12 protein-coding genes, 1 rRNA gene and 1 other annotated feature are annotated in these 12,741 nt (G+C 37.9%); of the genes, 2 read left to right on the top strand and 11 right to left on the bottom strand.

Annotated features, from left to right (window positions below; all coding sequences use genetic code 11):
* Positions 1-69: 69 nt before the first annotated feature.
* From copZ to B1B04_RS24240, 4 genes are all read right to left on the bottom strand, one after another.
* Positions 70-276, bottom strand: coding sequence for a copper chaperone CopZ (copZ, locus tag B1B04_RS24255; protein WP_068986807.1), 207 nt, complete (start codon positions 274-276; stop codon positions 70-72).
* Between the two features lie 60 nt (positions 277-336).
* A complete protein-coding gene (locus B1B04_RS24250; protein WP_079564056.1) occupies positions 337-669 on the bottom strand; it encodes a metal-sensing transcriptional repressor in 333 nt (110 codons plus the stop codon).
* Between the two features lie 79 nt (positions 670-748).
* Entirely contained in the window at positions 749-1,699 is a 951-nt protein-coding gene (locus tag B1B04_RS24245; protein WP_079564054.1) for a cation diffusion facilitator family transporter, read from the bottom strand.
* 20 nt (positions 1,700-1,719) lie between these two features.
* Positions 1,720-2,055, bottom strand: a complete 336-nt coding sequence (locus B1B04_RS24240; protein WP_079564051.1) for an ArsR/SmtB family transcription factor — start codon at positions 2,053-2,055, stop codon at positions 1,720-1,722.
* A gap of 184 nt (positions 2,056-2,239) precedes the next feature.
* Between B1B04_RS24240 and tadA the strand changes: the two genes are divergently transcribed.
* Positions 2,240-2,758 carry a tRNA adenosine(34) deaminase TadA gene (tadA, locus tag B1B04_RS24235; protein WP_170939073.1) on the top strand — a complete coding sequence of 173 codons (519 nt, stop codon included), beginning with the start codon at positions 2,240-2,242 and terminating at the stop codon, positions 2,756-2,758.
* A gap of 79 nt (positions 2,759-2,837) precedes the next feature.
* On the opposite strand, the gene serS is transcribed toward tadA, so the two are convergent.
* The 3 genes from serS to pdxS form a co-directional block, all read right to left on the bottom strand.
* Entirely contained in the window at positions 2,838-4,118 is a 1,281-nt protein-coding gene (gene serS / locus B1B04_RS24230) for a serine--tRNA ligase (RefSeq protein WP_079564048.1), read from the bottom strand.
* A 70-nt stretch (positions 4,119-4,188) separates the two neighbouring features.
* Positions 4,189-4,412, bottom strand: a binding site (T-box leader).
* A 49-nt stretch (positions 4,413-4,461) separates the two neighbouring features.
* On the bottom strand, positions 4,462-5,025 hold the full coding sequence (pdxT, locus tag B1B04_RS24225; RefSeq protein WP_079564046.1) for a pyridoxal 5'-phosphate synthase glutaminase subunit PdxT: 564 nt from the start codon (positions 5,023-5,025) through the stop codon (positions 4,462-4,464).
* A 1-nt stretch (position 5,026) separates the two neighbouring features.
* The gene (gene pdxS, locus B1B04_RS24220) at positions 5,027-5,911 is read right to left on the bottom strand and encodes a pyridoxal 5'-phosphate synthase lyase subunit PdxS (RefSeq protein WP_079564044.1); all 885 of its coding nucleotides are present in this window, start codon (positions 5,909-5,911) and stop codon (positions 5,027-5,029) included.
* A 105-nt stretch (positions 5,912-6,016) separates the two neighbouring features.
* On the opposite strand from pdxS, the gene pdxR reads away from it, so the two are divergent.
* Positions 6,017-7,441 (top strand): MocR-like pyridoxine biosynthesis transcription factor PdxR, encoded by a 1,425-nt coding sequence (gene pdxR, locus B1B04_RS24215; protein ID WP_079564042.1) that lies wholly within the window; start codon positions 6,017-6,019, stop codon positions 7,439-7,441.
* A 25-nt stretch (positions 7,442-7,466) separates the two neighbouring features.
* Here pdxR and asnB read toward each other — a convergent pair whose 3' ends face one another.
* The 4 genes from asnB to rrf all read right to left on the bottom strand — a co-directional run.
* Positions 7,467-9,305 carry an asparagine synthase (glutamine-hydrolyzing) gene (gene asnB, locus B1B04_RS24210; RefSeq protein ID WP_079564040.1) on the bottom strand — a complete coding sequence of 613 codons (1,839 nt, stop codon included), beginning with the start codon at positions 9,303-9,305 and terminating at the stop codon, positions 7,467-7,469.
* A 102-nt stretch (positions 9,306-9,407) separates the two neighbouring features.
* Positions 9,408-10,739, bottom strand: coding sequence for a D-alanyl-D-alanine carboxypeptidase family protein (locus B1B04_RS24205; RefSeq protein ID WP_079564038.1), 1,332 nt, complete (start codon positions 10,737-10,739; stop codon positions 9,408-9,410).
* 142 nt (positions 10,740-10,881) lie between these two features.
* Complete coding sequence (gene guaB / locus B1B04_RS24200) at positions 10,882-12,345, bottom strand: IMP dehydrogenase (RefSeq protein WP_079564035.1); 1,464 nt, start codon at positions 12,343-12,345, stop codon at positions 10,882-10,884.
* A 302-nt stretch (positions 12,346-12,647) separates the two neighbouring features.
* A 5S ribosomal RNA gene (rrf, locus tag B1B04_RS24195) occupies positions 12,648-12,741 on the bottom strand; the annotation flags it as partial.

The raw sequence follows: 12,741 nt of genomic DNA, 5'->3' as shown, positions 1-12,741 counted from the left end.
TCCCTACATACCAACAGGGGGTATGTGTAATTGAAAATAATAGAGTGCTACTTGAGCACCCTATTTATATTATTTAACATCATAGCCTTGATCGTCGATTGTTTCTTTAATTTGATCTAGAGATACTTGTGTTTCATCAAATGCTACATCTACTAAACCATCAGCTAAGTTTACTTTTACTTGTTCAACGCCTGCTAAAGCCCCAACACTTTTTTCCACTGAGTTTACACAATGTCCACATGACATTCCTTGTACGTTTAATGTTACATTTTGCATAAAATATCTCTCCTTTTATTTTATATACTATATAGGGGTATATATTTATTAAAAATTTTACTACTTCTTCATTAATTTTTGGATAGTCACTACTAATTCGTCTAACACTTCTTCATCACCTTCTGATAGACGATCTACTACACATCCCTTTAAATGACCTTCTAACAATATTTTTGCTACACTATTTAAAGCAGACTGTGTGGCAGACAGTTGCGTAATAATATCATCGCAGTAAACATCTTTGTCAATCATCCCTTTAATGCCTCTGATTTGACCTTCGATTCGATTTAAACGAGTCGTTAAATCTTTTTTTACGCGTTCAGGATGATGGCTTTTTCGACACGACATACCTTCCTCTGTATGACAAACATCCTCTTTCACTATATCCTCCATACAACACACCTCCTACTCACACTCATTATACTATACCCGAGAAGGGTATGCAAAGTGTAAAAAGAACTAAATATTTTTATTAATGATGATGGTGATTCGACTGCTCAGTTTTTATTGTACATAAAATTGATTGGTTATGCTTATGCGCTACTGTTTCCAATTGAATCGTTACATGCTTTATGCCCTTATGCTCAAGATTATGTTCAATTTCCCGTAATATATGCTCACCATCCACAATTTTTAGCTGATCATCGACAACGGCATGACAAGAAAGTGCATTTGTTCCACTTGTTATTGTCCAAATGTGTAAATCATGAATGCTATGAACGCCATTTGTTTGTACAATAGTTTTTACAATCTCTTCAACGTCAACGTTTGAAGGTGTGCCTTCCATAAGAACATGGACAGCAGCCTTCGTTACATAGTAGCCGCTTCTTAATACTAATGCTGCAACAATAACACTCGCAAGTGGATCCGCCCAGCCCCAGCCAAAAAACATTATTAACAGTGCGGCAACGATGGCCCCTACAGATCCAAGCATATCACTTAATACGTGTAAATAAGCTCCACGCATATTTAAATTATCTTTTGTATCACTGCCACGCATCATAATCCATGCTACTAAAATATTTATCAAAAGACCGATTGTACTAATAATTAGCATGCCTGTTGTTGCTACTTCTGGCGGATTGGCAAAACGTTCTATTGCCTCATAGAAAATAAATAAAGCAATCAAAATTAAAGTCACACCATTTAATACCGCTGCTAAAATTTCAAATCGTTTATAACCGTATGTTTTACTATAGCTCGCAGCCTTTTCTCCAAATATAAAAGCAAGTAAAGCTATTGCTAATGAAATTGAATCACTTAACATATGTCCTGCATCGGATAAAAGAGCCAAACTATTTGTTAAATAGCCACCAATCGCTTCAACAACCATATAACTCGTAATAATAATAAATGATAAGATTAACACCTTTTTATTTGCGCCATGTGTATGGTCATGGCTGTGATCATGATTATGTCCCATTTCTCATCCCTCCATTAGTTCTAGTTATGTGTAGCATGCTCAATAGCTTGCATTAACAAATTCATAATGTGGTCATCATCTTTTGAATAATATAAGGTTGTTCCTTCCCTTCTATATTTCACTAACCGTAAATTTTTCAAAAAACGTAACTGATGTGAAACTGTTGATTGGCCTAAATCTAAAATTTCAGCGATGTCGTTGACTGAATGCTCATCCGTACATAATAAATTCAAAATGCGAATTCTTGTCGGATCACTTAAAGCTTTAAATGTTTGAGACACGACGAATAATGTCTCTTCGTCTAAATGTTGTTCTTTGTTATTATGAACCTCTGTATTTTGTAGTTTTTCGTCCATTTAGCTTACCCCTAACTTTTATATTTATATATGAGCATGTGTTCATATATAAATATAGATGGTTATTTTAAATATGTCAACGTTTTAACTTCTTACATAATACGGAGGCGATGTTGCCGAGACTTATTTGACAGTAGCAATTGTCAATTAAGCAAGATACACTAAATGATAAGGAGAGATCATAGTGGATATTTTTGAAACAGACCGATTGTTTATGAACAGTGCACTGGAAGAAGCTAAGAAAGCAGCTTTACTTGGAGAAGTGCCGATAGGAGCCGTGCTTGTCTACGATGGAGAGATTATTGCACGTGCTCATAATTTACGAGAAACAACACAAAACGCGACGACGCACGCTGAACTAATGGTTATTCAAGAAGCTTGTAAAAAAATAGGTAGCTGGCGTCTTGAAAAAACAACACTCTATGTGACGCTTGAACCTTGCCCTATGTGTGCAGGTGCCATTTTACAATCTCGTGTGCCACGTGTTGTATATGGTGCAAGAGATATAAAAGCTGGCTGTGTAGATTCACTTTATCGTTTATTAAACGATGCACGCTTTAACCATGAATGTGAAGTAACAGAAGGAATTTCAGCTGAGGAATGCGGACAAATCTTAACCGATTTTTTCCGAGCTTTACGTGAACGAAAAAAGGCCGAGAAAAAGGCTCGACAAGCTTTAATTGTTGAAAATGAAGAGTTTTAATAAAAAATTCACGCTATTGGTTAAAAAGAAAAACTACTGTTGAAATTTCAACAGTAGTTTTTTCATTTTTCGACTCCGATTACTTTGGAGCGATTACTTCTTTTCCGCCCATATATGGTCTTAATACTTCAGGAATCACTACACTTCCATCCGCTTGTTGATAGTTTTCTAATATTGCTGCTACTGTACGGCCGATTGCAAGACCTGAGCCGTTTAATGTGTGTACATACTCCGGTTTTGCATTTGGCTCACGACGGAAGCGAATATTTGCTCGACGTGCTTGGAAATCTTCAAAGTTAGAGCATGAAGAGATTTCACGGTACATATTTTGTGCTGGAATCCAAACTTCTAAATCGTACTTTTTCGCTGCAGTAAAGCCTAAATCAGCTGTACACATTTTTAGTTTGCGGTATGGTAATCCTAATAATTGCAGTACTTTTTCAGCATGACCTGTTAATAGTTCTAACTGTTCATAAGATTCCTCTGGTTTAACAAAGCGTACTAATTCTACTTTGTTGAATTGATGTTGACGAATTAAACCACGTGTATCGCGGCCCGCAGATCCTGCCTCTGAACGGAAGCAAGCACTATATGCTGCAAAGCCTTGTGGTAAAGCTTCAACCGGTAAAATTTCATCACGGTAGAAGTTTGTCACAGGTACTTCTGCTGTTGGAATCATGAAGTAATCTGTATCAACTAATTTAAAGACATCTTCTTCAAATTTAGGTAGTTGTCCTGTACCTGTTAAGCTATCGCGATTAACAATTACAGGTGGTAGCATTTCTTCATAGCCATGCTCTTCTGCATGTAAGTCCATCATAAACGTCATTAATGCGCGTTCTAAACGAGCGCCAAGACCACGATAGAACAAGAAACGACTACCAGTCACTTTTGCACCACGTTCAAAGTCTACAATTTGTAAGTCCGTAGCGATATCCCAGTGTGCTTTAATGTCAAAATCAAATGTTGGTACCTCACCCCAAGTATATTCCTCTACATTATCATCCTCTGTTGTGCCAACTGGTACAGATTCATGTGGAACATTTGGTAAACGCATCATCATATCTTTAAAGCGGTCTTCTACATCATTTAATTGGACATCTAGCTCTTTAATTTCATCGCCAACCTGACGCATACGTGCAATAACTTCATCCGCATTTTCTTTATTACGCTTCATAATAGAAATTTGCTCAGATACTTTATTGCGCTCAGCTTTAAGCTCTTCTGTTTTTGCAATTAATTCACGACGCTTTGCATCTAATTGTTCAAAATCGTCTAAGTTTCCTAAATCCTCATTACGTGTTAATAGCATTTCTTTAATTTCCGCGAAATTGTCGCGCACGCGTTTAATATCTAACATCGTCATACCTCCAGTAGATTATTAATGATGGGAAAATAGTTAGTGGAAACACAAAAAAGCCCTCATCCCCAAAAGGGACGAGAGCTACCCGCGTTGCCACCCTAATTGACTAGACACTGTGTACTTTGTCTAATCCACTTATTTCATAACGGCATTTCAGCCGGCGACAGCCTACTTCATTCACTTCGACTGCGCAACTCCAGGACGGATTCACAAGTGCTTTTATCAGCTTCCACCACCCGCTGACTCTCTAAAAAAAACGTGCTTGTTACTACTTCCCATCATCGTGTTAAGTTATTTAAATTTTATCCATACTGTACTATATGAGATGGGATTTTGCAAGTCATACCATAAAAGATACAAAATATTCAAGAATACGTGTATCTTCCGTTAATTCAGGATGGAAGGAACAACCTAATAAATGACCGTCTTTTGCTAAAACGATTTTCCCATCATGCTCCGCTAATACTTCAACACCTTCACCTACAGAAACAATATGTGGCGCGCGTATAAAGACAGCCGGAATGGCAGGACCTATTTCAGGTATGTCGAGCTTCACTTCAAAGCTATCTACTTGACGTCCATAAGAATTCCGTGCAACTACCACGTCCATTACTGCTAAATGTGATTCATAATCCACTAAGTCCCTTGCTAATAAAATCAATCCTGCACATGTTCCAAACATCGGTAAACCTTGCTTTGCAAGTGTGCGAATTGGCTCTAATAACTCGTATCGATCCAGCAATTTGCGCATCGTTGTGCTTTCTCCACCAGGCAAGACAAGTCCATCAAGCTTCTCTAAATCACTTCTTTGTTTTACTAAGACCGCTTCGCATCCGAGAGACTCTAACGTTTGCACATGCTCTCGCACCGCGCCCTGTAATGCTAAAACACCGATTCGCTTCATTTTACCAGCCTCGCTCTTGCATACGCTCATTTTGACTAAGCTGTGCAATATCGATGCCTTTCATCGGAACACCTAACTCTTTTGAAATTTCAGCAATTAGCTTGTAGTCCTTATAATGCGTAGTAGCTTCAACAATTGCACGAGCAAATTTCTCTGGGTTTTCTGATTTAAAAATACCAGAACCAACAAATACACCGTCAGCTCCAAGCTCCATCATTAATGCTGCATCTGCTGGCGTAGCAACTCCACCTGCTGCAAAATTTACTACTGGTAAACGTCCAAGACGCTTAATTTCTCTTAATAATTCAAAAGGAGCACCAAGCAATTTAGCCTCTGTCATTAATTCGTCCTCTGTCATACCAACTACCTTACGTACTTGCGCATTCACTTTTCGAATATGGCGAACTGCCTCAACAATATTACCTGTCCCTGGTTCCCCTTTAGTTCGTAGCATAGAAGCTCCCTCACCAATGCGTCGAGCAGCTTCACCTAAATCACGACACCCACAAACAAAGGGCACTGTGTAGTCACTTTTTAATAAATGAAACTCTTCATCTGCTGGCGTTAATACTTCACTTTCATCAATATAATCAACACCCATTGCTTCTAACACTCTTGCTTCTACAATATGTCCAATACGCGCTTTAGCCATTACAGGAATAGATACTGCCCCCACTACCTCCTCGACAATACGAGGATCAGCCATACGTGCAACACCACCCGCCTTGCGAATGTCTGATGGTACTCGTTCTAATGCCATGACAGCTACAGCTCCTGCCGCTTCCGCAATTTTCGCCTGCTCTGCATTAATAACATCCATAATGACGCCACCCTTTTGCATTTCCGCCATCCCGCGCTTAACTAATTCTGTACCTGTTTGTCTCATGATTTCTAACCTCCACCTTTATGATGAAATTTAGTATAATCGAAATTGACCATATAAAAATATCCAGTTTACAAAATAACCATAAGGTCAGGAGGGTGAATGAACATGGATATGTTATTATTCCAACTAGAAAAAAATGGTGAAAAACCGCTCTATGACCAGCTTTATAGCGGCATTAAGGAAGCTATAATTTCAAAGAAAATTGCAGTAGGAGAAAAATTACCATCAAAAAGAAAATTAGCCGATTTTTTGAATATTTCTCAAACAACTATTGAAATTGCATATGCACAGCTACTTGCAGAAGGCTATATTATGTCTAAATCTCGTGTCGGTTATTTTGTAGAGGAAATTGACGAGCTTCCATATATTCAGCAGGACACAATAGTTTCTTTACACGAGCAACCTAAGAAAAAATCTTACAAGATAGATTTTAATCCTGGTTCTATCGATATTGATGCCTTTCCATTTCAAACATGGCGGAAATATGCGAAAGAGCTCTTTGATGATGCCTCAAAGGAATTATTATTAACAGGTGAGCCTCAAGGAGAACTATCTTTACGAACGGAGATTGCTAATTATTTATTTCAATCACGCGGGGTTGTTTGTAGTCCCGAGCAAATTGTCATCGGCTCAGGAACTGAACAGCTTCTACCAATGATATTGCGCCTCTTTGGTGACGATACTTGCTTTGCGCTTGAAAACCCTGGATATCCAGCTGTGCATCGTATGTTTTCCCAGCATAAACGAAAAGTCTATCCAATTGCGGTCGATGATGAAGGAATTGTCATTCATGAGCTCGAAAAAACTAGCGCTGACGTTGTCTATATTACGCCATCACACCAATTCCCTACAGGAGCAGTATTATCGGCTACAAGACGTGCACAGGCTTTAAATTGGGCCGCACAAAGCTCCTCTCGATACATTATTGAAGATGATTACGATTCCGAATTTCGTTATACTGGAAAGCCAATTCCTGCACTTCATGCATTAGATCGAAATGATAAAGTCATTTATATGAGTACATTTACAAAATCATTAATGCCGTCCTTGCGTGTTGCTTATTTTGTACTTCCATCAAAATTACTTGCTACTTATAATGATGTGTTTAATTACTATTCATCAACGGTACCCCGTTTTGATCAACATATCGTAGCTAATTTTATGCGTGATGGCCATTTTGCAAAGCATTTAAATCGTATGAGGAAGGTTTATCGAAAAAAGCATGAAAAACTTACTTCTATTTTAGAAAACTATTCTAATCAAATTAATATTACCGGTGAGCAAGCAGGAATGCATATTTTACTAGATGTACAGCATACTTTGTCCGAAAAGCATTTACAGCAGCTCGCATCCAATGCGGAAATCAAAATCTATCCACTATCTGATTATCGCCTAGATCACTCTACACCATCGCAAGCTCAATTTTTACTAGGTTTTGGAGGCATACCTGTACATGAAATTGAACCTTCTATTGAAAAGCTAATGAGTTGTTGGGACGTACAGAAAAAACACCGATCAACCTTACCTTAAAAGGTTGATCGGTGTTTCCGTTATATTACGATTCAATTAGTTGAATATTATATAGCTTAAACCATGTATGGATTTGGCCAAGATAAGCCAAAAGCTGTGGACCTGCCATTAATTGTCCATACCAAGGAACTTTGAAAGAACTGCCACCAGATTCAATTAGCCCTATTAGCTTCTGTCGCTCAAACAATTCATGAAGAATTGAATTTTTATCCTCCATTATTTCTCTTAGCCATTTTTGAATACCTGCTGTATAAACTGGATGGTATGTTTTAGGGTACGGATTCTTTTTCCGATATAAAACTTCTTCTGGCAATAAATGTTGCATTGCCTTACGAAGCAAACCCTTTTCTATACCTCCTAAATTTTTCATTTCCCAAGGAATATTCCATGCATATTCAACAAGTCGATGATCTGCAAACGGAACACGAACTTCAAGACTCGCCCCCATGCTCATACGGTCTTTTCGTTCCAACAATGTTTGCATAAACCATACCGTATTCAAATAAAACATTTCACGTTGCCTTACTGCCTCAATACTCTCTCCATCAAGATATGGTACTTCGGCAATTGTTTGCGAATATGCTTGTTGTGCAAATGATTCAACTTTTAATTTCTTACGCCACCGCTCTTGTAACATTGTTGATCTTTCAGACAGTGAACGAATCCAAGGAAAGCCTGTTGTCTTTTCTGTAAACCATGGATAGCCGCCGAAAATTTCATCTGCACATTCACCGGATAGTGCAACGGTAAAGTCTTTTTTTATTTCTCGACAAAACCATAGTAACGATGAATCTACATCTGCCATCCCTGGTGAATCTCTAACAACGACTGAATCTACCAACCAATCGATTAATTGCTGCTGAGAAATTTCCTCAGCATGATGTGTTGTACTAAAGGTATCTGTCATTTTTTGAATCCAATACGTGTCTGTTGATGTTTGAAAAGCATGTGGATTAAAGAAGCGTTCATTATCCTCATAATCTATAGAATACGTATGGAGCATGCCTTTGTTTTGTTCATGAAACCTGTTTGCTGCAATTCCAGTAATAATGCTGGAATCTAATCCGCCTGAAAGAAATGTACAAATCGGTACGTCTGAAACAAGCTGTCGTTCAATAGCATCCGTTAGCAAAAAACGGACATGTTCGATCGTTTCCTCTAATGACTCTTCATGTCTTTTACTTTGTAACTGCCAATACTGCCAAACTCGTATACCCTCTCTAGAGAAACGCATTGCATATCCTGGACGTAGCTCACTAATATTTTGGAAAAGTGATTTTCCGGGCATTCTAGATGGCCCTACAGCCATCATATTTGCTAGCCCTTCCGTATTAACGGTTGTTTTAATCAATGGATGAGCTAATAATGCTTTCACCTCGGATGCAAAAAGCAGGCCGTCTTGTTGTTCTGTGTAAAACAAAGGTTTTACACCTAGTCGATCTCGACATAAAAAAAGAGATTGTGATTGTTCATCCCATATACCAAAAGCGAAAATTCCATTTAAAAAATCAACACACTGCTCTTTCCATTCAATATAAGCAGTTAATAATACTTCCGTATCTGAATGCGTTGTAAAAACATGCCCTCGATTTTGAAGCTCTTTCCTTAACTCTTCTGTATTATAAAGTTCGCCATTATATGTAATGACATAGTTTGCACCATCATGTACTTTTTTCATCGGTTGCTTTCCACCGATTAAATCTATGACAGCTAACCGACGATGGCCAAATGCAATATGCTCACTACACCATATATTCTCATCATCAGGCCCTCGTTTATTTAATGTTTGCGTCATTAACTTTAGAATTTCATTACTTGTTCTTAAATCCTTTTGAAAGCTAGCCCATCCTGTAATGCCACACATTTAGCCACATCCTTTCGCCTAATAGCGTATGCAGTAAAGTGTAAAAACGTGAAAAAGAACACGAGATGTTTGAAAACATCTACGTGTTCTTTAGATTAATTATTAAAATAAGCCACCGACAAAGTCAGTAATGCTGCCCCATAAGTTTCCGAAGAAGCTACCAATACCTTGGAAGAATAATGAGATACCACTAGCACGCTCCACAGCCTCTGTTGTGACAACATCAGCCTTAAGACCCTTACCGTCAATAAAACCGTGATCTGTGCCCTCTGAGCGCTCAATAACTACCTTTCCGACAACTGTATCCTTCTTAACCCCTGCTTCAAGACTCTTTTTATCTAATACTAGTTTAGGTTTATATAAGTCTTTTTCAGATGACTTGATCATAAATGAAACTGGTTCTTTAACAGCAATTGCTACATTCTTTTCTTTACCTTTCGTAACTTTTACTGTTTCTTGATCTTTAAACTTATAGTTCGCTGGGATAATTTCTTGTTTCGAGAATTGTGAGAAGCCATAGTTAAATAATTTAGCTGTTTCATCAAAGCGAGCTTTATATGAGCCTTCTCCGTTTGCATCTACAGCCTTCATTACAACAGAAATTAAACGTGTACCATTACGCACTGCAGTACCTGTAAAGCAATGTCCCGCAAAGTCTGTTGTTCCTGTTTTTAATCCATCAACGCCTTCATATTTGTACACTAATCCTGGCAACATAAAGTTCCAGTTCTCCATATTAATTGCATCTTCTGTACCTTCACGGAACGTCTTTTTGGCAATTTTAGATGTTTTTAATACGTCTGGATGATCTTTTAGTAAATGATATGCTAATTTAGCTACAGACTTAGCAGGCATTACGTTTTCATCATTTGGTCCAGTACCTGCTGGATGCATACCAAATAGATTTGCATTGTTAAGACCAGAAGAGTTTACGAATTTATAGTCTGTAAGACCAAGCTCTTCTGCTTTTTTATTCATTAGCTTTAAAAACTCAGTTTCAGTACCCGCAATTGTTTCTGCTATAGCAACTGTAGCAGCATTTGCAGAGTAAATTGCCATCGCCTCATATAATTCACGAATTGTGTAAGATCCATCTCTACGCAATGGTACATTACTTAACGCACGATCTTGAGACATTTTATACGTATAATCAGTTACATGATATTCCTGATCCCACTTAACTGTACCTGCTTCAATTGCGTCCAATAACAGGTATTCAGTCATCATTTTTGTCATACTCGCAATACCTAGTGAAGTATCTGCATTTTGTTCATATAAAATTTTTCCTGAATCTGCGTCAATTAAAATTGCAGCATCCACGTGTAGTCCTAAATCTGTTTCTGCATTTGCCTTCGCTGGAATACCTGCTAAAACACTAAATAACAAAACAGGAATTAGGAGTAAGCGTATAACAGTGTTCATTGTCTTTTTCACCTTTAAAGCCCTCCAAAAAAATATTCTTGTCCTCGACATTTTATCATATATAGTAATGTCCGTGCGCACTCTCTATCATAAAAAAATGCTCTCGTGTCATCTTTGTAGACGATTCGAGAGCATAAAAGTTGCTAGTAATATATTACATCGAATAGTTTGGTGATTCTTTTGTGATTTGTACATCATGTGGATGTGATTCACGTAGACCTGCACCTGTCATTCGAACAAATTGAGCATTTTCACGTAAGAACTCAAGGTTAGCTGAACCGCAATAGCCCATACCTGCACGAATACCACCGATTAATTGATAAATAGTATCCGCTAGAGGTCCTTTGTAAGGAAGACGACCTTCAATACCTTCAGGCACTAATTTTTTCGCATCCTCTTGGAAATAACGATCCTTTGAACCTTTTTCCATAGCCCCAATTGAACCCATACCACGGTATACTTTGAATCGACGACCTTGGAAGATTTCAGTTTCACCAGGAGATTCAGAAGTACCTGCAAGAAGTGAACCAAGCATTACCACATTACCACCCGCTGCAAGAGCCTTTACGATGTCACCAGAATATTTAATGCCTCCATCAGCAATAATTGTTTTCCCAAGTTCACGTGCTACTGTTGCACAATCGTAAACAGCTGTAATTTGTGGTACACCTACACCAGCTACGACACGAGTTGTACAAATAGATCCTGGTCCAATACCAACTTTCACTACATCTGCACCAGCCTCAAATAATGCGCGTGCACCTTCAGCTGTTGCCACGTTACCAGCGATAATTTCAAGCTCTGGATAAGATTCACGGATAGAGCGAATTGTTTGTAATACACCCTCAGAATGACCGTGAGCTGTATCGATAACTACGATGTCTACTTGTGCTTCAACAAGCTTTTCAATACGTATCATCGTATCTTTTGAAACACCAACTGCTGCCCCTACTAATAAACGACCATGTATGTCTTTTGCAGCTTTAGGGAACTCAATTACCTTTTCGATATCCTTAATTGTAATTAATCCAGTTAATTTACCTTCTTCATCTACAATTGGTAACTTTTCGATTTTATATTGTTGAAGAATCTTTTCAGCATCCTCTAGAGTCGTTCCAACAGGTGCTGTAATTAAATCTTCTTTTGTCATAACATCTTCAATTTTTAAAGAATAGTCAGAAATAAAGCGTAAGTCACGGTTTGTAATGATCCCTACTAGCTTTTGATTTTCCATGCTATCAACGATTGGTACACCAGAAATTCGGTATTTACCCATTAAATGCTCAGCATCGAAAACTTGGTGAGTCGGAGTTAAGAAGAATGGGTTTGTAATAACACCATTTTCAGAACGTTTTACTTTTTCTACTTGCTCAGCTTGCTCATCAAGCGACATGTTCTTATGGATAATACCGATGCCACCTTGACGTGCCATAGCAATTGCCATTTTAGATTCTGTAACTGTATCCATGCCTGCGCTGATCATTGGAATATTTAATTTAATCTTCGGTGTTAGTTGAACTGATAAATCAACATCTTTCGGTAATACTTCTGAATGGGCTGGTACTAATAATACATCATCAAAAGTTAAACCTTCTTTGGCAAATTTAGTTTCCCACATTTTCGTAACGTCCTCCTATAGTTAAAAGAATATTAATTGTAAGATTAACAACGTGCTAAGCTACTGTCAAGAAACTTATAAAAGAAAGACAATTCAGATTTTTATAAGTGCCATCTTTAATAGACTTTTCTTCCTTTTTTATATTGAAGAAAATATAGCCTTTTTTAATTTCTTCTACATTTAGAATAAATGTTAGTTAAGCTCTGTCTTATTTTAAGCAAGTTTTGTGGAATTATTGATAAATTATTAAGGTTTTTCGTAAAAATAAAAAAACAGCCAGCACACAGCTGACTGTTTACATTGCCTAGCGACGTCCTACTCTCACAGGGGGAAGCCCCCAACTACCATCGGCGCTAAAGAGCTTAACTTCCGTGTTCGGTATGGGAACGGGTGTGA

Source organism: Lysinibacillus sp. KCTC 33748 (genome assembly GCF_002237755.1).
Classification (GTDB): Bacteria; Bacillota; Bacilli; order Bacillales_A; family Planococcaceae; genus Lysinibacillus.
The sequence above is the reverse complement of the archived record's forward strand: the minus strand, read 5'-3'. Positions and strand labels throughout refer to the sequence as shown.